This is a genomic window from Vibrio sp. SCSIO 43153 (genome assembly GCF_023716625.1).
Classification (GTDB): Bacteria; Pseudomonadota; Gammaproteobacteria; order Enterobacterales; family Vibrionaceae; genus Vibrio; species Vibrio rotiferianus.
Map to the genome: position 1 here is coordinate 3,323,928 of NZ_CP071855.1, position 19,118 is coordinate 3,343,045.

Genomic DNA, 19,118 nt, shown 5'->3' on the forward strand with positions numbered 1-19,118 from the left:
ACAGGAGTCACTTTACTTCGATGTACCCCATCAAACCTGTCTTCATATGTTCAATCACATGACAATGGTACATCCAACGCCCTGGGTTATCTGCAACAAATGCCGCTTTCGCACTGCCGTTTTTTCCAAGTAAGACCGTATCGGTATGAAACGGTACATCGAGTTTTTTACCGTCTAATTCAAGAACGGTAAATGTGTGTCCATGCAGATGAATAGGATGATGATATTGGGTGACGTTCTTAAGGTTGAAGATATAGGTTTTTCCAAGCTCCAATGTTGAAAGCGGCGCAGGAATATTATCTTTACTCATTCCCTCCCAAGCTCGTTTGTTCATCAGCCAAAACTTAGGTATCGCTTTGCCCGATTTATCGGTGGGAGTGATCGCCCCTTCCCATTCAAACACATAATCAATTTGTTCCGCATTTTTCAAATCAAGATCTGGCACTGGGTTAAGAGGCAATAAAGGCAGTTTCTGATTGGTCGGCAGGTCAGACTCAACAACTTCGAACTCACACAAAGGGAATGGGAAGCGCCCTTTCATTTGACGCACATAAACACGTTCTCCTGCCTTCGGAGCAATCAATCCGACATCTAACCTCATTCCCGGACCAATTTTGTGTTGAGTGAGCTTATAAGGCGTTTTAACAGGATTACCATCAATAGCAATAACCCAAGCTTCTGCTCCCTCGAGAGCGATCGGATAAGTAATGGTGTTATCGACATTAGCAATTCTTAATCGCGTGGTAGCATTCTGCTTCAGCTTATAAACAGGCTCATGAACACCGTTAACGCTACTCCACTCTCCTGGCGTTCCCATGCGTGCACTCAAGCGCGGCACCATTAGATTCTTCCACTGGCCTTGTTTGTCTAAATGCCAATGCTTGAGGACGACTTCATGCTCTTCATCAAACTGAACAGGGTCTGTCTCTTCAACGATAATTAGCCCGACTAAGCCCATCCCAAGCTGCTTAACACTATTCATGTGTGGGTGATACCAAAATGTGCCCGCATCTGGCGGTGTAAATTCATAAACGAATGTTTCACCCGGCATAATAGGTGGCTGGCTCAAGAAAGGGACACCATCCATTTCAATAGGGATTCGCAAGCCATGCCAGTGGATTGTAGTCGGCTCTGAAAGCTTGTTAGTAAACCGAATAATAACTTTCTCGCCTTGGCGACAACGAATCGTAGGAGCTGGAATCGAACCATTAAACGCGAGTACATCCGTATTAAATCCTGGTACTAATTCAGCAATAGAAGGCTCTGCAGTGATGTCGTATATATGCTGACCTTGTTTGTTAGTGCTCTTAGATAGAGAACATGCAGGCAGAACGGTAAGCGCAGAGATCGCTAGGGAAGATTGAAGAAAGCGTCGACGAGATATATCCATGTATTTAGTCACTCATTATTCCAATTGATGTGAGTGTAACTAAATATTAATAATGATTCTCAGTTATCTTTTAAAGATGTGCAGTCATAATGCTTAGATTCAGAGATTATAAATAAGGATCTATATTTAATGGTCACTAACAAGATAGTAAGCACCCACACACATATAACAAGCAAGTAAAAGAGAGCGGTTTAAGAAGAAGAGAGCCTAATGGTAAATAAGGCTAAAGCAAATAGGAAATTGAAGGCTCTAGAAACGACGAAAGCCTTGCTATTTCTAGCAAGGCTTTCTAAATAAGTGGCGGAGCGGACGGGACTCGAACCCGCGACCCCCGGCGTGACAGGCCGGTATTCTAACCAACTGAACTACCGCTCCGCACTGGTTAGACATTTAAGTCTAAGTTTTTGTCTTCACTTTTTCATAAAAAGTGAAAATAAAATACAAGCCTGGCGATGTCCTACTCTCACATGGGGAAGCCCCACACTACCATCGGCGCTAATTCGTTTCACTTCTGAGTTCGGAATGGAAATCAGGTGGGTCCAAATCGCTATGGTCGCCAAGCAAATTCTTTAATTCGGAAAGCTGTTTTCAGTTCTTAACACATTCAATGTTCTTACATTGAGTCCATCAAAACCCCTTGGGTGTTGTATGGTTAAGCCTCACGGGCAATTAGTACAGGTTAGCTCAACGCCTCACAACGCTTACACACCCTGCCTATCAACGTTCTAGTCTCGAACAACCCTTTAGGATACTTAAAGTATCAGGGAAGACTCATCTCAGGGCTCGCTTCCCGCTTAGATGCTTTCAGCGGTTATCGATTCCGAACTTAGCTACCGGGCAATGCGTCTGGCGACACAACCCGAACACCAGAGGTTCGTCCACTCCGGTCCTCTCGTACTAGGAGCAGCCCCCTTCAATCTTCCAACGCCCACGGCAGATAGGGACCGAACTGTCTCACGACGTTCTAAACCCAGCTCGCGTACCACTTTAAATGGCGAACAGCCATACCCTTGGGACCGACTTCAGCCCCAGGATGTGATGAGCCGACATCGAGGTGCCAAACACCGCCGTCGATATGAACTCTTGGGCGGTATCAGCCTGTTATCCCCGGAGTACCTTTTATCCGTTGAGCGATGGCCCTTCCATTCAGAACCACCGGATCACTATGACCTGCTTTCGCACCTGCTCGAATTGTCATTCTCGCAGTCAAGCGGGCTTATGCCATTGCACTAACCTCACGATGTCCAACCGTGATTAGCCCACCTTCGTGCTCCTCCGTTACGCTTTGGGAGGAGACCGCCCCAGTCAAACTACCCACCAGGCACTGTCCGTAACCCCGATAAGGGGTCGACGTTAGAACATCAACACTACAAGGGTGGTATTTCAAGGACGGCTCCACCAACACTGGCGTGCTGGTTTCAAAGCCTCCCACCTATCCTACACATGTAGGGTCAATGTTCAGTGCCAAGCTGTAGTAAAGGTTCACGGGGTCTTTCCGTCTAGCCGCGGGTACACTGCATCTTCACAGCGATTTCAATTTCACTGAGTCTCGGGTGGAGACAGCGTGGCCATCATTACGCCATTCGTGCAGGTCGGAACTTACCCGACAAGGAATTTCGCTACCTTAGGACCGTTATAGTTACGGCCGCCGTTTACCGGGGCTTCGATCAAGAGCTTCGACCGAAGTCTAACCCCATCAATTAACCTTCCGGCACCGGGCAGGCGTCACACCGTATACGTCATCTTACGATTTTGCACAGTGCTGTGTTTTTAATAAACAGTTGCAGCCACCTGGTATCTGCGACTCTCAATAGCTCCATCCGCAAGGGACTTCACCGTCGAGAGCGTACCTTCTCCCGAAGTTACGGTACCATTTTGCCTAGTTCCTTCACCCGAGTTCTCTCAAGCGCCTTGGTATTCTCTACCCGACCACCTGTGTCGGTTTGGGGTACGATTCCTTACAATCTGAAGCTTAGAGGCTTTTCCTGGAAGCATGGCATCAATGACTTCACTACCGTAGTAGCTCGACGTCGTGTCTCAGCCTTAAGAAGAGCCGGATTTACCTAACTCTTCAGCCTACGCACTTGAACCTGGACAACCGTCGCCAGGCCCACCTAGCCTTCTCCGTCCCCCCATCGCAATTGTAAGAAGTACGGGAATATTAACCCGTTTCCCATCGACTACGCCTTTCGGCCTCGCCTTAGGGGTCGACTTACCCTGCCCCGATTAACGTTGGACAGGAACCCTTGGTCTTCCGGCGAGGAGGTTTTTCACCCCCTTTATCGTTACTCATGTCAGCATTCGCACTTCTGATACCTCCAGCATGCTTTACAACTCACACTTCAACGGCTTACAGAACGCTCCCCTACCCAATGAAGTAAACTTCATTGCCGCAGCTTCGGTTTATAGCTTAGCCCCGTTACATCTTCCGCGCAGGCCGACTCGACTAGTGAGCTATTACGCTTTCTTTAAATGATGGCTGCTTCTAAGCCAACATCCTAGCTGTCTAAGCCTTCCCACATCGTTTCCCACTTAGCTATAATTTGGGACCTTAGCTGGCGGTCTGGGTTGTTTCCCTCTCCACGACGGACGTTAGCACCCGCCGTGTGTCTCCCGGATAGTACTTACTGGTATTCGGAGTTTGCAAAGGGTTGGTAAGTCGGGATGACCCCCTAGCCTTAACAGTGCTCTACCCCCAGTAGTATTCGTCCGAGGCGCTACCTAAATAGCTTTCGGGGAGAACCAGCTATCTCCAGGTTTGATTGGCCTTTCACCCCTAGCCACAAGTCATCCGCTAATTTTTCAACATTAGTCGGTTCGGTCCTCCAGTTGATGTTACTCAACCTTCAACCTGCCCATGGCTAGATCACCTGGTTTCGGGTCTATATCCAGAGACTGAACGCCCAGTTAAGACTCGGTTTCCCTACGGCTCCCCTAGATGGTTAACCTTGCCACTGAATATAAGTCGCTGACCCATTATACAAAAGGTACGCAGTCACACCACGAAGGTGCTCCTACTGCTTGTACGTACACGGTTTCAGGTTCTATTTCACTCCCCTCACAGGGGTTCTTTTCGCCTTTCCCTCACGGTACTGGTTCACTATCGGTCAGTCAGTAGTATTTAGCCTTGGAGGATGGTCCCCCCATATTCAGACAGGATATCACGTGTCCCGCCCTACTCGATTTCACTGAATGTGCGTTGTCAACTACGGGGCTATCACCCTGTATCGCCGGACTTTCCAGACCGTTCGTCTAACGCATATAAAGCTTAAGGGCTAGTCCAATTTCGCTCGCCGCTACTTTCGGAATCTCGGTTGATTTCTTTTCCTCGGGGTACTTAGATGTTTCAGTTCCCCCGGTTCGCCTCCTGTTGCTATGTATTCACAACAGGATACTTACTTATGTAAGTGGGTTTCCCCATTCGGAAATCCCAGACTCAAATGGTTTTTACTACCTAATCTGGGCTTATCGCAAGTTAATACGTCCTTCATCGCCTCTGACTGCCAAGGCATCCACCGTGTACGCTTAGTCACTTAACCATACAACCCGAAGGAGTTTCGAGTTGATGAACAAGTCACCAAAGTTGTCTGCAATTTTTATACATGATGCAGACTCGATTTTGCCGGACTCAAATTCCAAGAACACTTGAATGTGTTGTATTGGTGTTTGTCTTAAAGACAAACATTGAGAACTTTACAATCAACAATAACTTGTTGATTTGTCAGCTTTCCAAATTGTTAAAGAGCTATGTTTCTTCACAAGGAAGTACATTTTCTAAAGACTTTCAGAGTCGAGGATTCTAACCACATCCGTTTTATTGAAGTGGTTTGGAATTGTCATCCAAAAATACTTAGAGAATGGTGGGCGATACCGGGCTCGAACCAGTGACCCCCTGCTTGTAAGGCAGGTGCTCTCCCAACTGAGCTAATCGCCCACATAAGTTTTAATTCTTCGTGGAGAAGAATGGTGGGTCGTGCAGGATTCGAACCTGCGACCAATTGATTAAAAGTCAACTGCTCTACCAACTGAGCTAACGACCCAATGGTATCCCGTAGGGGAGTCGAACCCCTGTTACCGCCGTGAAAGGGCGGTGTCCTAGGCCTCTAGACGAACGGGACACTGGATTGAAGATATTGGGATATCTTCGTCTCTTTTACTTATAAACCGTATCAATCTGTGTGGACACTCATCGTGAGTAATCATCGTATAAGGAGGTGATCCAGCGCCAGGTTCCCCTAGCGCTACCTTGTTACGACTTCACCCCAGTCATGAACCACAAAGTGGTAAGCGTCCTCCCGAAGGTTAAACTACCTACTTCTTTTGCAGCCCACTCCCATGGTGTGACGGGCGGTGTGTACAAGGCCCGGGAACGTATTCACCGTGGCATTCTGATCCACGATTACTAGCGATTCCGACTTCACGGAGTCGAGTTGCAGACTCCGATCCGGACTACGACGCACTTTTTGGGATTCGCTCACTCTCGCAAGTTGGCTGCCCTCTGTATGCGCCATTGTAGCACGTGTGTAGCCCTACTCGTAAGGGCCATGATGACTTGACGTCGTCCCCACCTTCCTCCGGTTTATCACCGGCAGTCTCCCTGGAGTTCCCGACATTACTCGCTGGCAAACAAGGATAAGGGTTGCGCTCGTTGCGGGACTTAACCCAACATTTCACAACACGAGCTGACGACAGCCATGCAGCACCTGTCTCAGAGTTCCCGAAGGCACCAATCCATCTCTGGAAAGTTCTCTGGATGTCAAGAGTAGGTAAGGTTCTTCGCGTTGCATCGAATTAAACCACATGCTCCACCGCTTGTGCGGGCCCCCGTCAATTCATTTGAGTTTTAATCTTGCGACCGTACTCCCCAGGCGGTCTACTTAACGCGTTAGCTCCGAAAGCCACGGCTCAAGGCCACAACCTCCAAGTAGACATCGTTTACGGCGTGGACTACCAGGGTATCTAATCCTGTTTGCTCCCCACGCTTTCGCATCTGAGTGTCAGTATCTGTCCAGGGGGCCGCCTTCGCCACCGGTATTCCTTCAGATCTCTACGCATTTCACCGCTACACCTGAAATTCTACCCCCCTCTACAGTACTCTAGTCTGCCAGTTTCAAATGCAATTCCGAGGTTGAGCCCCGGGCTTTCACATCTGACTTAACAAACCACCTGCATGCGCTTTACGCCCAGTAATTCCGATTAACGCTCGCACCCTCCGTATTACCGCGGCTGCTGGCACGGAGTTAGCCGGTGCTTCTTCTGTCGCTAACGTCAAATAATGCAGCTATTAACTACACTACCTTCCTCACGACTGAAAGTGCTTTACAACCCGAAGGCCTTCTTCACACACGCGGCATGGCTGCATCAGGCTTGCGCCCATTGTGCAATATTCCCCACTGCTGCCTCCCGTAGGAGTCTGGACCGTGTCTCAGTTCCAGTGTGGCTGATCATCCTCTCAGACCAGCTAGGGATCGTCGCCTTGGTGAGCCATTACCTCACCAACTAGCTAATCCCACCTAGGCATATCCTGACGCGAGAGGCCCGAAGGTCCCCCTCTTTGGCCCGTAGGCATTATGCGGTATTAGCCATCGTTTCCAATGGTTATCCCCCACATCAGGGCAATTTCCTAGGCATTACTCACCCGTCCGCCGCTCGACGCCGTTATCGTTCCCCGAAGGTTCAGATAACTCGTTTCCGCTCGACTTGCATGTGTTAGGCCTGCCGCCAGCGTTCAATCTGAGCCATGATCAAACTCTTCAATTTAAGATTTTGTTCGGCTCAATGAATACTGAACATTACATAAGTAATGTTTGAATTGACTGTGCTGAATTTTTCGATTCAATGGTCACTTCGTTTCATTGAAACCTAATTTGAAACCGAAGTTTCTAATTGGATTATCATCAACGAGTGCCCACACAGATTGATAGGTCTATATTGTTAAAGAGCTTTCCTATTGAGCTTTGCTCAAATCGGACGGCCATTTTAGCGAGTTAAAGTTTAGTGTCAATCACTTTTTTCAAACTTTTTTCAAGCCTTTCCGCTTGGCTAATTGGCTTGCTAACTTGGCTTTCGTTTCTTTCGAAGCGTTGCCGTGTCAGCGAGGTGGCATTATAGAGATTGCGATCACATTGGCAAGCCCTTTTTCTCGTTTTTTTTTATTTTTTTATCGTTTGAATGTTTTTTATTCTAAAAGGCGAGTTTTTGCTACTCTTCTCACCAGATATCACCATTATTAACGCTTTATAAGGAGTAAAGATGAGTTCAATGAGAAGTTATAAAGGTATACGTCCTCAGTTGGGCGAACGTGTATATGTCGACTCAACCTCTGTTTTAGTCGGTGATATCCGAATTGGCGATGATTCTAGTATCTGGCCATTGGTCGCAGCTCGGGGTGATGTAAACCATATCCATATTGGAGAGCGAACCAACATTCAAGATGGCAGCGTACTTCATGTAACTCATAAAAACGCAGAAAACCCCAAAGGCTACCCACTTATCATTGGTAATGATGTCACCATAGGTCACAAAGTGATGTTGCATGGCTGTGAGATCCACGATCGCGTCCTAGTAGGTATGGGCGCTATTGTCTTAGACAACGTGGTGGTGGAATCAGATGTGATGATTGGGGCAGGAAGTTTGGTTCCACCGGGGAAAGTATTAGAAAGTGGCTATTTATATGTTGGAAGCCCAGTAAAGCAAGCTCGCCCCCTGTCAGAGAAAGAACGAGCTTTCTTGCAAAAGTCTGCCAACAACTATGTGCAGAACAAAAACGACTACATTAATGAAGTGGAAGACATCAGTGAGTAGTCAGAAGTCGTCAATTAGTCGATGATGATATGGCCTTCTTCATCGAAGGCTTCATCTTCTATTAGCTCTTCGGCGATTTCTTCTAGATCGAATCGGTAATCAGTAAACACTTTAATTGCCGCTTGCTCAGTTTCAATCAGTGAACCGCTGAGCTTTTCTAGCTTTTGTTTTGTTACATAGCACTCAACCAACGCACCAGATTGCTGCGCAGCAAAATTTACCGATTGCGATGCTTCATCCCAAGACTGCATGTCAGGGAATAGGATAGATTGATTCATTGATTATTGACCTTCAAGATTCTTTCTTAGTTCTCTGAGAATTTGTTTGGCGCCTGGGCGTAAACCACGCCAGAGCATGAAGCTTTCTGCAGCCTGCCCAACTAGCATTCCAAGACCGTCATACGCATGAGCGGCACCATTTTCTCTTGCCCATAAGTTAAAGCTCGTCACCCCTTTTCCATAAATCATGTCATAGCTTGTGCTGTTGGCGGCAAAGATAGAGGAAGAGATAGCAGGCAGTTCACCACTAAGAGAAGCGGAGGTGGAGTTAATGATGACATCATACTCTTCATCAATACTTTCCATCTCTCTCGCTACGATAGGGCCGTGAGAGACAAATAACTCTGCAAGCTCTTGCGCTTTACTAAAGGTACGGTTGGTAATGGTTAAAGAAGTCGGCTTTTGATCGAGCAGTGGCTTAATAACACCACGAGCTGCACCACCAGCACCAATAATTAGGATTCGCGCACCTTCCAATACAACTTGGTGTTGAAGCAGATCTTGCACTAGACCTGCACCATCGGTGTTGTCACCAATGATTTCACCATCATCTAACTTCTTGAGAGTGTTCACTGCGCCCGCCAACTGAGCACGCTCAGTCAGACGGCTAGCAAATTGATAAGCGTCTTCTTTAAATGGCATGGTAATGTTGCACCCCTTGCCACCTTCAGCAAAAAACACCTTAGCTGCGTCAATAAAGCCATCAACAGGTGCACTTTCTGCGGTATACACCAAAGACTGATTAGTTTGACGAGCAAACAAGGTGTGAATGAATGGCGACTTACTGTGTCCGATAGGGTTACCAAACACGGCATAGCGATCAATTTGCTGAGTCATTTCCTTACCTTTATTCCTTACTTATATAGAAAAAAACAGGGCCACCTGATTACAGATGACCCTATCACTATCTATCTATATAGAAAAGGAGATTCAGCGCCTACCACTCTCGGGGCGTTAGGTATTGCTCGTAAAGCTCTGCCTCTGGAGAACCAGCTTGCGGCTCATAGCTGTATTCCCAACGCGCAAGTGGTGGCATCGACATTAGAATCGACTCGGTACGACCACCACTTTGCAAACCAAACAGAGTGCCACGGTCATACACTAGGTTGAACTCTACGTAACGACCACGTCGATACAATTGGAACTCGCGCTCGCGCTCACCGTATTCAATGTCTTTACGACGAGAAACGATCGGAAGGTAAGCTTGGCAGTATCCCTCACCAACCGCTTTGATGTAGTCAAAGCACTTATCAAACTCCCACTGGTTTAGGTCATCAAAGAACAGACCGCCGACACCACGAGTTTCATTTCGATGTGGTAGGAAGAAGTATTTGTCACACCATGCTTTGTGCTCTGCGTAAACGTCTTCACCAAATGGTGCACAAAGCTGTTTTGCTGTGTCGTGCCATGATTGGCAATCTTCTTCAAATGGGTAGAAAGGCGTGAGGTCAAAACCACCACCAAACCACCAAATTGGGTCTTCACCGTCTTTCTCTGCAATAAAGAAGCGGACATTGGCGTGTGAAGTCGGTACGTAAGGGTTCTTAGGGTGAATAACCAAAGAAACACCCATCGCTTCAAAACGACGCCCCGCTAACTCTGGGCGATGTGCTGTCGCTGATGCTGGCATTTCATTACCTTCTACATGAGAGAAGTTCACTCCTCCTTGCTCGAAGATATGACCATCACGCAATACGCGAGTACGGCCACCGCCACCAAGACGCTCTCCTTTTTCACGTTGCCAAGCATCTTCGACAAAGACGGCCTTTCCATCTTCTTGTTCTAGTTGCTGACAAATGGAATCCTGAAGTGACATCAAGAACTGCTTTACGGCGTGCTTATCGATTGCTGACATACGTGTAGTACCTATTGATTGCTGACTAGCAGGGTTAGCCCTGTCTTAATATTTGCGAGGTTTTAGCATCACGGATTTCACTAGGCTTGTCACGACCACTGGTTTCACCACGTAAGATCGCCACAAGTCGGTCACCTAACTGTTCTTCGACTTCTTTCGTCGTCATACAAGGAGGCAGACCAGTAAGATTCGCGCTGGTAGAGGTTAGCGGCTTTCCGAATGCATTACACATCTTTTGTACTAAAGGATGATCAGTCACACGTACTGCAATCGAATCAAATTGCCCCGATACCCAGTGAGAGACTTTGTCACTCGCTGGCATGATCCACGTGTATGGCCCTGGCCACGTCGCATGGACTTTATCTAACTGCTCTTGAGTCAACTGAGATTCATCAACATAAGGCAAAAGCTGCTCGTAACTAGCCGCAATAAGTATGAGCCCCTTCTCTACTGGGCGCTGCTTTAGCTCTAGCAACTTTTGAATCGCTTCTGGGTTATCTGGATCACAGCCGACACCAAATACGCCTTCTGTTGGATAGGCAATCACTTCGCCTTTTTGTAGTGCTTCAAGCACCTGTTCAAAGTTATCCACCAATTACTTCCTGATAGTCTTATCTGTTGTGTTTGCACTAAGTGTACAAATATTCATTCTCAGAGACTAAATCAATTTGTTTATAAAATGTATCAATAGCATTTACAAACACACGCAAACGTTTGCTTGAGGTAAAAATCCCCGTATAATGCGCACAAATTTATCAGCTCACCTAATTTTGCAGCTTGAAGGAGTTTGAGATGAAAGTCGGTATCATCATGGGTTCTAAATCAGATTGGCCAACCATGAAACTAGCAGCAGACATGCTGGATCAATTTGGCGTGTCTTACGAAACAAAGGTGGTGTCAGCTCACCGTACTCCTCAATTATTGGCTGATTACGCAAGCAGCGCCAAAGAACGCGGCATTAAAGTCATCATCGCGGGTGCAGGCGGTGCCGCTCACCTACCAGGCATGGCAGCAGCGTTTACTAGCGTTCCGGTACTTGGCGTTCCAGTTCAGTCTCGTGCGCTGAAAGGCATGGACTCACTGCTTTCTATCGTACAAATGCCAAAGGGTATTGCGGTTGGTACATTGGCGATTGGCGAAGCTGGCGCAGCAAACGCTGGCATCCTAGCCGCTCAAATCCTTGGTACACATGATGAAGCGATCATGGAAAAAGTCGAAGCGTTCCGTAACGAACAAACGGAAACCGTATTGGCGAACCCAAACCCTGCTGAGGATTAATCAGATGCATGTACTGGTTCTTGGTGCGGGTCAACTAGCTCGTATGATGTCTCTGGCTGGTGCGCCACTGAATATTCAAATCTCAGCTTACGATGTGGGCAGCGGTAACATCGTTCATCCACTGACTCAGCACGTACTAGGCAACGGCTTAGAGAATGCAATTGAACAAGTGGACGTCATTACTGCTGAGTTCGAGCATATCCCACATGATGTGCTCGATGTTTGCGAGGCGAGCGGCAAGTTCCTACCAAGTACGCAAGCCATCAAAGCAGGTGGTGATCGCCGTATTGAAAAGGCATTACTTGATGATGCTGGCGTGCGTAACGCGAAATACTACGTCATCGAAACTCGTGAAGACTTTGACCGCGCCATTGAGCACGTTGGTATGCCAATGGTTCTGAAAAGTGCATTGGGTGGTTACGATGGTAAAGGCCAGTGGCGCTTAAAAGAGACGTCTCAAGTCGAAAACATTTGGACAGAGATGGCAGAGTGCATCGCGGCAACACCAACTCAAGCGATTGTTGCTGAGGAGTTTGTCCCTTTTAACCGCGAAGTTTCACTGGTTGGTGCTCGCGGTAAAGATGGCAGCGTTGAAGTGTACCCTCTGGCAGAGAACGTCCATATCAATGGTGTATTGAGCCTTTCTACTGCGATTGATGCGCCAGAGTTGCAAGAGCAAGCAAAACAGATGTTCACAGCTGTTGCCAACAACTTGAATTACGTTGGCGTGTTAGCTTTGGAGTTCTTTGACGTTGACGGCACTTTGCTGGTTAACGAAATCGCACCACGCGTACACAACTCTGGCCACTGGACTCAACAGGGTGCAGAAACTTGTCAGTTTGAGAACCACCTACGCGCCGTGTGTGGCATGCCTTTGGGTAGCACGAAACTGGTTCGTGAAACCTCGATGATTAATATTCTTGGTGAAGACACACTACCAGAAGCATTGCTAGCGATGGATGGTTGTCACATTCATTGGTATGGCAAAGAAAAACGTGCGGGTCGCAAGATGGGCCACATCAACGTCTGTGGTGACTACACTGGCGAACTTAATCGCAAACTTTGTGCATTAGCAGATGTTTTGGATGAACAGGCTTTCCCTGCTGTGCATGAATTTGCCAAGCAGTGGCAAGCATAGAAAAGCAGCGGAATAAATAGCAAAAGGGTCGCATAATGCGACCCTTTTTAATTCGTACTGAAGGTTATTGTGATTGAGTATGCTGGCACTTCCGGCTCGCGCATTGCAGTTTAACCCCGCTGGCCAGTTTCTTTTCTACCAACAAGGTAAATCCACATTCCTCGCAGCGGCCTCTAACAGGTGGCAAGTTCACCGCAAACTTGCACTTCGGATAGTTATCACACGCGTAGAATGTTTTCCCAAATCGGGTTTTACGCTCAACCAAATGTCCTTTGCCACATTCAGGGCAAGCGTGTTGCTCTTTCGCTTGCTGCTCTGGCTCAGGTTGGTTAATCGACTCAATATGATGGCATGCTGGGTAATGGCTGCAACCAACGAACATACCGTAGCGCCCTTGGCGGAGTACCAATTCATTGCCACACTCAGGGCAAGGCACACCCAACTCTTTCACGATGTGACCGTCATTGCTGTGTAACGGCTTAATGTAATCGCAACTTGGGTATTGGCTACAACCTAAAAAAGGACCGTGTTTACCGTGCTTAAGCGAAACTTCCCCACCGCATTTAGGGCAAGGTTCGCGCTCAAGCGCATGCTCGTGTGCCGAAAAAAGGTTGTGATCGATTTTACTACTCATACTCACCGCTCAAGCGAAGATATTAATGAAGAATACCTTGTTCCTTGGTGTACAGCAGCTCTTCCATCAGCGTGTAGGCGTTTTCGTTGCCTGGAACATTAAACAGCACCATAAGGATGATCCATTTAAGGTCCTCAAGCTCAAACTCATTGGTTTCAAGCCCCATTACACGGTCGATAACCATCTCACGCGTTTCTGTAGTCAGAACATTGATTTGCTCTAAGAACAACAAGAAACCACGACATTCGAGGTCTAGTCGCTGCATCTCTGAAGCGGTATAGATACGTGTCGATGCCGATGCAATGCAGGTTGAAATGGCTGAATGTTCATCGCTTTGTTGCAATGCCGCCAGCTCTTCTAACCAGACAAGGGCTTTGTAGATGTCTTTTTGCTGGAAGCCTGCACGAAGCAATTCATCTTCCAACTCGTCTTGTTCGACCTGTAACTCTGCATCGCTATGGATGTAAGTTTCGAATAGATACATAAGTATATCCATCATCATAGCTAGCCCCTCCCCTTTCGAATATAGCCACCGGATACTGCAACAACATGCCCTGAAAGCTCAAGCTCTAAGAGCTGCATCATGACTTCTTGGACAGGTATATTGGTCCTGCTTGCAAGAATATCAACTGGTGTAGCCTCATTTCCTACGTTAGCTAACAGCTGAGGAAATGGCAATTCTTCTTCATCAATTGGCGCAGAAAATAAATCTAAGCTCTGATTAATAGACCAGTCGAGCAAAGACTGTATTTCATTCAGCACCTCTTGCGTATTTTGTACGAGACAAGCTCCGTTACGAATCAATTGATTACCGCCACTGGCGTTAGGTGCATTAATCGAAGCTGGCAGAGCGAAAACTTCTCGACCTTGTTCTAAAGCATAACGCGCCGTAATCAAGGAGCCACTTTTTTCAGCCGCTTCTACCACCAACACACCCAGCGACAAGCCACTGATGATTCGATTGCGCCGTGGAAAGTTTTCTGCGCGAGGCTTAGCATCTGGACGAAACTCTGAAACAAGCGCTCCATTTTCGGTCACTCGCTGCGCCAAACCTCGGTGTCTTGCTGGGTACACTTGTCCTAATCCCGAACCCAATACTGCGATGGTTTTACCGCCAGCTAAGAGCGCGCCATCATGGGCGTGACCATCAACACCTAATGCTAAACCACTGGTGACGATCAGATCATGTTGTACCAAGTCTGATGCAAAGCTTCTTGCATGTTGTAGCCCATCCACACTGGCATTACGACTGCCAACCATGGCAATTTGAGGCAGAGATAAACAACTCGCCTCTCCTTTTACAAAGAGTAAAGGAGGCGGTGCGACCGTTTGTTTAAGGAGTGGCGGATACAAAGCATCCGCCAAAGTAAGAATATGATGATGAGAAGATGCAGTAACCCAAGCCAGACAAGCATCGACTTCTTTATCGACCTGCGACCAGGCTTGCAACTGTTTTGCCGTTAAGCCTAAAAGCTGAAGCTGCTCTGTCGAGTATTGGACAATATTGCTCGGCGTATCTTTGCTGAGCAGCTTATTCATCTTGACCCCACCAATGCCCGGTAAGCAGCTAAGCTTTAACCAGGCTGCGAGATCAGTATCATTGTGTGGTTTCATTAGTGGTTGATTCCTCTGCCAGAGGAGAAACCACAGATACCTCTTTGTTGATTGGCTTGGTGCTATTAGTAATCAAAGCAAGGCTGAAATATTCATAAGGGCGAATCACAAGTAACTCACCCACTTTACTCTTAGGTAATACCACCTCTGAATCAAACAAACTCCCCTCTTTTGTATAGCCATCACTATTTTGATAGAGAGCATGAGCATCTTCCATCAGATTTAACATACTGCCCTGTCGTAAGTTGTCTTTCGAGCCTAAATCTAAGACGACAACTTGATTAGTGGAGCTAAATCTCATCCCCTCAATATTGCCTAAAATTTTGGCAGATACGTCTGCTGGAGCTGGCTGTGGGTAAAAAACCACTGAAAGGTCTGATTTCTCTTCCTGCTCGAGAGGTAAAGCAATGTCGTTACGTTCAATTTCTTGTAGTTGAGCCGTTATTTTTATTCCAGAGAAGTCTGTCTGAGAAGAGACTAAATTTCCCCGAGCTACCACTTTTAAAGCGGTTATCGACTGAGAGGTATCCTCTCTATCATATGTCTTTACAGGCCGATAAATAGCCCAATATTGCTCGGCCTGCTTTCCGCTTATATAAAGAACATCTTCACCAACTAAGTACTTACTACCTTTACTACTACCCATTACTTTAGCCGCACTTTCCAGATCTTTATCCAGAACTAATCGGTCTGAGTTCAAGTAAGGTAATACCAAACCTTCTGCGATCGTTGGAACCGCTTTTTTCTCAGTAATACGTGCTTTAGGGCTAAGTTTTTTGACTGGTTTCAGGCTCAAGACAGGCTGACCATTAATCCACACTAACGATAACTTGTCCCCCGGATAGATAAGGTGCGGGTTATCAATTTCAGGATTTACCTGCCACAAACGCGGCCATAACCAAGGGCTGTCGAGGTACATAGCAGAAATATCCCACAATGTATCTCCTTTCACCACTACATAGGTTTGCGGTGCGTCATCTTTGACAGTAAGTGGTTGGGAATCCGTATTTGCTACGGCGCTGAAAGAGAAAAGTAACGGCAACGTAATGCGAAAAACGTCGCGGAAAATTCGATTCATGACCCTCGTCCTTGGTCTGTTAGGCAGTTACCAGAATGGAAATTGGTATCAGGATGCTGTCATTTAGGTCATAAAATGTCTAGAATTGAGCCAACAAGGTTTGTGCTGTTACGGCACAGTTCAATATTTCGAGTGAATATGTCTGTATTACAAGTATTAACATTCCCAGATGATCGCCTGCGTACCGTTGCAAAGCCTGTAGAAGAGGTGACACCTGAGATTCAAAAAATCGTCGATGACATGATTGAAACCATGTACGACGAAGAAGGTATTGGCCTGGCTGCAACGCAGGTTGATATCCACAAACGTATCGTAGTGATTGATATTTCTGAAACTCGTGATGAGCCTATGGTGCTTATCAACCCTGAGATTTTAGAAAAGCGTGGCGAAGATGGCATCGAAGAAGGCTGTCTATCGGTACCAGGTGCACGTGCACTTGTGCCTCGCGCTGCTGAAGTTACGGTTAAAGCGCTAGATCGCGATGGCAAAGAATACACCTTTGAAGCTGACGATCTGCTAGCAATCTGTGTTCAACACGAACTGGACCATCTAATGGGCAAACTGTTCGTGGATTACCTATCGCCACTGAAGCGTAAGCGTATTCAAGACAAGCTAGCTAAAATCAAACGCTTTAACGAGAAACAGCAAAGCGCTTAATCTCGATACAATTTAATTAGAAGGAAGCCTACCTTGAGTCAGTCTTTACGTATTGTCTTTGCAGGTACTCCGGATTTCGCCGCCCGTCACTTGGCGGCGTTGTTGTCTTCGGAGCACGAAGTAATTGCGGTTTACACTCAACCAGACCGCCCAGCGGGTCGTGGTAAGAAGCTTACTGCAAGCCCAGTAAAAACCATCGCGCTTGAACACGACATTCCGGTATACCAACCAGAAAACTTCAAATCAGACGAAGCAAAGCAAGAGCTTGCCGATCTGAACGCCGACATCATGGTAGTTGTTGCGTACGGCTTATTACTTCCACAAGTTGTACTAGACACACCTAAACTAGGTTGTCTCAACGTACACGGTTCGATTCTTCCTCGCTGGCGCGGCGCAGCCCCTATCCAACGTTCAATTTGGGCAGGTGATGCAGAAACTGGCGTGACCATCATGCAGATGGATATCGGTCTGGACACGGGTGACATGCTAAAAATCGCGACATTGCCGATTGAAGCAAGTGACACCAGTGCATCGATGTACGAGAAACTGGCAGGCTTAGGCCCAGATGCCCTGATCGACTGTCTAGCGGATATCGCCGCTGGCAAAGCTGAGCCAGTGAAGCAAGATGACGAGCTAGCAAACTACGCGAAGAAGCTAAGCAAAGAAGAAGCGCGCATCGATTGGAATGATGACGCGGCACACATTGAACGCTGCGTTCGCGCATTCAACCCATGGCCAATGAGCCACTTTGAAGCTGCTGAAAACAGCATCAAGGTATGGCAAAGCCGTGTTGCAGAGCAAACCAGCAATAAACCTGCGGGCACCATCGTGCAAGCAGATAAGACCGGTATCTATGTTGTAACAGGCAACGGCGTATTGGTGCTGGAACAACTGCAAGTTCCGGGCAAAAAAGCCATGTCAGTTCAAGATATTCTGAACTCTCGTGCATCTTGGTTTGAAGTTGGCACTCAACTGGTTTAAAAACCAGGCAATAGTGTCAAACACCAATAATACGAACTTTTAGAGGGCAGAGATGCCCTCCTTTACTTTAAGGTACTCATCATGAATGTTCGCGCTGCGGCTGCCAACGTCTTGTATCTTGTCGTCGACAAGGGCCACTCACTTTCAAGCGCTCTTCCAGCGGCTCAACAAAACGTACGACCACGTGACCACGCTCTTCTACAAGAGATCTGTTACGGTGCTCTACGTTACCTCCCTCGCCTAGAAATGATTGCAAACCAGTTGATGGATAAGCCGTTAAAAGGCAAACAACGTGTTTTCCATCACCTGATTTTGGTTGGTATTTACCAATTGAGCTTCATGCGTATTCCTGCGCACGCTGCAGTGGGTGAGACGGTTGAAGGTACTAAAGAGCTGAAAGGCCCCCGCTTGCGTGGTCTTATCAACGCCGTATTACGTAACTATCAGCGCAACCAAGAAGAGCTAGACCAAATGGCGGTCAGCAACAATGCGGGTAAGTACGGCCACCCAAGCTGGTTACTTAAACTGCTTCAAGAAGCTTACCCAGAGCAGTGGGAAAGCATTGTTGAAGCCAACAACCAGAAAGCGCCAATGTGGCTGCGTGTAAACCACCAGCACCACACTCGTGATGACTACCTTGCGCTACTCAAAAATGAAAACATTGATAGCACGCCACACTCACAAGCAATGGACGCCCTAAAATTGGCGGCGCCATGCGATGTAATGAAACTACCGGGCTTTGAAAAAGGTTGGGTATCGGTGCAAGATGCGGCGGCACAGCTGTCGATTAACTACCTTGAACCAAAAGATGGCGAGCTAATCCTAGACTGCTGTGCAGCACCGGGCGGTAAGACAGCGCACATTCTTGAGCGTACGTCTGGCAGCGAAGTGGTTGCCATCGACTGCGATGACACGCGTCTTAAACGTGTGCACGAAAACCTGAAGCGTCTCAACCTTCAGGCAAAAGTGGTTTGCGGCGATGCGCGTAATCCTCAAGAATGGTGGCAGGGCGAACAATTTGATCGCATCTTGTTAGATGCACCGTGTTCTGCGACGGGGGTAATTCGTCGCCACCCAGACATCAAATGGCTACGTCGTGCTGATGATATTGCCGCACTTGCTGAGCTACAGAGCGAAATTTTCGACGCAATGTGGACGCAACTGAAACCTGGCGGCACCATGGTTTACGCAACTTGTTCAATCACACCACAAGAAAACGTGGAACAGGTAAAAGCGTTCTTAGCACGTACTGCTGATGCGCAATTGATGGACTCCGATCCAAAGCAACCTGGTCGTCAGATTCTGCCAGGTGAAGAAGATATGGATGGTTTCTACTACGCAGTGCTAACAAAAAAACACGCGTAACAGCATGCTAAATAGGGCGATTGAAGTGAATTCAATCGCCTTTTTC

The 19,118-nt window shown here is 47.3% G+C and carries 15 protein-coding genes, 4 tRNA genes and 3 rRNA genes; 6 read left to right on the top strand and 16 right to left on the bottom strand.

The features are described 5' to 3' along the window. Positions 1 to 7: 7 nt before the first annotated feature. The 8 genes from J4N37_RS15835 to J4N37_RS15870 form a co-directional block, all read right to left on the bottom strand. Positions 8 to 1,390 (bottom strand): multicopper oxidase family protein, encoded by a 1,383-nt coding sequence (locus J4N37_RS15835; RefSeq protein ID WP_252042146.1) that lies wholly within the window; start codon positions 1,388 to 1,390, stop codon positions 8 to 10. 298 nt (positions 1,391 to 1,688) lie between these two features. Next, positions 1,689 to 1,765 (bottom strand) — tRNA-Asp (locus tag J4N37_RS15840). Between the two features lie 69 nt (positions 1,766 to 1,834). Next, positions 1,835 to 1,951: ribosomal RNA gene (rrf, locus tag J4N37_RS15845) — 5S ribosomal RNA — on the bottom strand. Between the two features lie 87 nt (positions 1,952 to 2,038). Further along, positions 2,039 to 4,929 (bottom strand): 23S ribosomal RNA (locus J4N37_RS15850). Positions 4,930 to 5,248: 319 nt separating this feature from the next. Then, a tRNA-Val gene (locus J4N37_RS15855) sits at positions 5,249 to 5,324 on the bottom strand. A gap of 30 nt (positions 5,325 to 5,354) precedes the next feature. After that, positions 5,355 to 5,430, bottom strand: a tRNA-Lys gene (locus tag J4N37_RS15860). Positions 5,431 to 5,432: 2 nt separating this feature from the next. After that, positions 5,433 to 5,508 (bottom strand) — tRNA-Glu (locus tag J4N37_RS15865). A gap of 89 nt (positions 5,509 to 5,597) precedes the next feature. Further along, positions 5,598 to 7,150: ribosomal RNA gene (locus J4N37_RS15870) — 16S ribosomal RNA — on the bottom strand. Together the 16S, 23S and 5S rRNA genes with 4 tRNA genes alongside form the textbook arrangement of a ribosomal RNA operon. A 492-nt stretch (positions 7,151 to 7,642) precedes the next feature. Between J4N37_RS15870 and J4N37_RS15875 the strand changes: the two genes are divergently transcribed. Next, a complete protein-coding gene (locus J4N37_RS15875) occupies positions 7,643 to 8,194 on the top strand; it encodes a gamma carbonic anhydrase family protein (protein ID WP_045386053.1) in 552 nt (183 codons plus the stop codon). 14 nt (positions 8,195 to 8,208) lie between these two features. Here the strand turns inward: J4N37_RS15875 and J4N37_RS15880 are convergent, their stop codons facing one another. The 4 genes from J4N37_RS15880 to tsaC form a co-directional block, all read right to left on the bottom strand. Then, positions 8,209 to 8,472 carry a DUF1488 family protein gene (locus J4N37_RS15880; RefSeq protein ID WP_045386056.1) on the bottom strand — a complete coding sequence of 88 codons (264 nt, stop codon included), beginning with the start codon at positions 8,470 to 8,472 and terminating at the stop codon, positions 8,209 to 8,211. Positions 8,473 to 8,475: 3 nt separating this feature from the next. Next, complete coding sequence (aroE, locus tag J4N37_RS15885) at positions 8,476 to 9,309, bottom strand: shikimate dehydrogenase (protein WP_042523879.1); 834 nt, start codon at positions 9,307 to 9,309, stop codon at positions 8,476 to 8,478. Between the two features lie 100 nt (positions 9,310 to 9,409). Then, positions 9,410 to 10,327, bottom strand: coding sequence for an oxygen-dependent coproporphyrinogen oxidase (gene hemF / locus J4N37_RS15890; protein WP_039987198.1), 918 nt, complete (start codon positions 10,325 to 10,327; stop codon positions 9,410 to 9,412). A gap of 34 nt (positions 10,328 to 10,361) precedes the next feature. Then, the gene (gene tsaC, locus J4N37_RS15895) at positions 10,362 to 10,919 is read right to left on the bottom strand and encodes an L-threonylcarbamoyladenylate synthase type 1 TsaC (protein WP_054824623.1); all 558 of its coding nucleotides are present in this window, start codon (positions 10,917 to 10,919) and stop codon (positions 10,362 to 10,364) included. 200 nt (positions 10,920 to 11,119) lie between these two features. On the opposite strand from tsaC, the gene purE reads away from it, so the two are divergent. Both purE and J4N37_RS15905 read left to right on the top strand, forming a co-directional pair. Further along, positions 11,120 to 11,605: a 5-(carboxyamino)imidazole ribonucleotide mutase gene (purE, locus tag J4N37_RS15900; protein ID WP_045386060.1), complete on the top strand. Its 486-nt coding sequence runs from the start codon at positions 11,120 to 11,122 to the stop codon at positions 11,603 to 11,605. 4 nt (positions 11,606 to 11,609) lie between these two features. Continuing rightward, positions 11,610 to 12,743, top strand: a complete 1,134-nt coding sequence (locus J4N37_RS15905) for a 5-(carboxyamino)imidazole ribonucleotide synthase (RefSeq protein ID WP_252041358.1) — start codon at positions 11,610 to 11,612, stop codon at positions 12,741 to 12,743. A 64-nt stretch (positions 12,744 to 12,807) separates the two neighbouring features. On the opposite strand, the gene J4N37_RS15910 is transcribed toward J4N37_RS15905, so the two are convergent. The 4 genes from J4N37_RS15910 to J4N37_RS15925 are packed head-to-tail and all read right to left on the bottom strand — an operon-like array spanning position 12,808 to position 16,069. Next, positions 12,808 to 13,377, bottom strand: a complete 570-nt coding sequence (locus tag J4N37_RS15910) for a DNA topoisomerase family protein (RefSeq protein ID WP_009708006.1) — start codon at positions 13,375 to 13,377, stop codon at positions 12,808 to 12,810. Between the two features lie 22 nt (positions 13,378 to 13,399). After that, on the bottom strand, positions 13,400 to 13,879 hold the full coding sequence (locus tag J4N37_RS15915) for a DUF494 family protein (protein ID WP_005429833.1): 480 nt from the start codon (positions 13,877 to 13,879) through the stop codon (positions 13,400 to 13,402). A 2-nt stretch (positions 13,880 to 13,881) separates the two neighbouring features. Then, positions 13,882 to 14,991: a DNA-processing protein DprA gene (gene dprA / locus J4N37_RS15920; RefSeq protein ID WP_045386065.1), complete on the bottom strand. Its 1,110-nt coding sequence runs from the start codon at positions 14,989 to 14,991 to the stop codon at positions 13,882 to 13,884. After that, positions 14,975 to 16,069 (bottom strand): LysM peptidoglycan-binding domain-containing protein, encoded by a 1,095-nt coding sequence (locus J4N37_RS15925; protein WP_252041360.1) that lies wholly within the window; start codon positions 16,067 to 16,069, stop codon positions 14,975 to 14,977. The genes dprA and J4N37_RS15925 overlap by 17 nt, the downstream gene beginning before the upstream one ends. A 138-nt stretch (positions 16,070 to 16,207) precedes the next feature. On the opposite strand from J4N37_RS15925, the gene def reads away from it, so the two are divergent. The 3 genes from def (at position 16,208) to rsmB (ending at position 19,072) form a co-directional block, all read left to right on the top strand. Next, on the top strand, positions 16,208 to 16,726 hold the full coding sequence (gene def, locus J4N37_RS15930; RefSeq protein ID WP_010444681.1) for a peptide deformylase: 519 nt from the start codon (positions 16,208 to 16,210) through the stop codon (positions 16,724 to 16,726). Positions 16,727 to 16,759: 33 nt separating this feature from the next. Beyond that, positions 16,760 to 17,707, top strand: coding sequence for a methionyl-tRNA formyltransferase (fmt, locus tag J4N37_RS15935; RefSeq protein ID WP_252041362.1), 948 nt, complete (start codon positions 16,760 to 16,762; stop codon positions 17,705 to 17,707). An 81-nt stretch (positions 17,708 to 17,788) separates the two neighbouring features. Continuing rightward, positions 17,789 to 19,072, top strand: coding sequence for a 16S rRNA (cytosine(967)-C(5))-methyltransferase RsmB (gene rsmB, locus J4N37_RS15940; RefSeq protein WP_010444683.1), 1,284 nt, complete (start codon positions 17,789 to 17,791; stop codon positions 19,070 to 19,072). The last annotated feature ends 46 nt before the right edge of the window (positions 19,073 to 19,118 follow it).

Bases quoted from the DNA above. Each gene is read 5' to 3' on its own strand.
- J4N37_RS15835 (WP_252042146.1), bottom strand. From the start codon at position 1,390: ATGGATATATCTCGTCGACGCTTTCTTCAATCTTCCCTAGCGATCTCT.
- J4N37_RS15875 (WP_045386053.1), top strand. From the start codon at position 7,643: ATGAGTTCAATGAGAAGTTATAAAGGTATACGTCCTCAGTTGGGCGAA.
- J4N37_RS15880 (WP_045386056.1), bottom strand. From the start codon at position 8,472: ATGAATCAATCTATCCTATTCCCTGACATGCAGTCTTGGGATGAAGCA.
- aroE (WP_042523879.1), bottom strand. From the start codon at position 9,309: ATGACTCAGCAAATTGATCGCTATGCCGTGTTTGGTAACCCTATCGGA.
- hemF (WP_039987198.1), bottom strand. From the start codon at position 10,327: ATGTCAGCAATCGATAAGCACGCCGTAAAGCAGTTCTTGATGTCACTT.
- purE (WP_045386060.1), top strand. From the start codon at position 11,120: ATGAAAGTCGGTATCATCATGGGTTCTAAATCAGATTGGCCAACCATG.
- J4N37_RS15905 (WP_252041358.1), top strand. From the start codon at position 11,610: ATGCATGTACTGGTTCTTGGTGCGGGTCAACTAGCTCGTATGATGTCT.
- J4N37_RS15910 (WP_009708006.1), bottom strand. From the start codon at position 13,377: ATGAGTAGTAAAATCGATCACAACCTTTTTTCGGCACACGAGCATGCG.
- J4N37_RS15915 (WP_005429833.1), bottom strand. From the start codon at position 13,879: ATGATGATGGATATACTTATGTATCTATTCGAAACTTACATCCATAGC.
- dprA (WP_045386065.1), bottom strand. From the start codon at position 14,991: ATGAAACCACACAATGATACTGATCTCGCAGCCTGGTTAAAGCTTAGC.
- J4N37_RS15925 (WP_252041360.1), bottom strand. From the start codon at position 16,069: ATGAATCGAATTTTCCGCGACGTTTTTCGCATTACGTTGCCGTTACTT.
- def (WP_010444681.1), top strand. From the start codon at position 16,208: ATGTCTGTATTACAAGTATTAACATTCCCAGATGATCGCCTGCGTACC.
- rsmB (WP_010444683.1), top strand. From the start codon at position 17,789: ATGAATGTTCGCGCTGCGGCTGCCAACGTCTTGTATCTTGTCGTCGAC.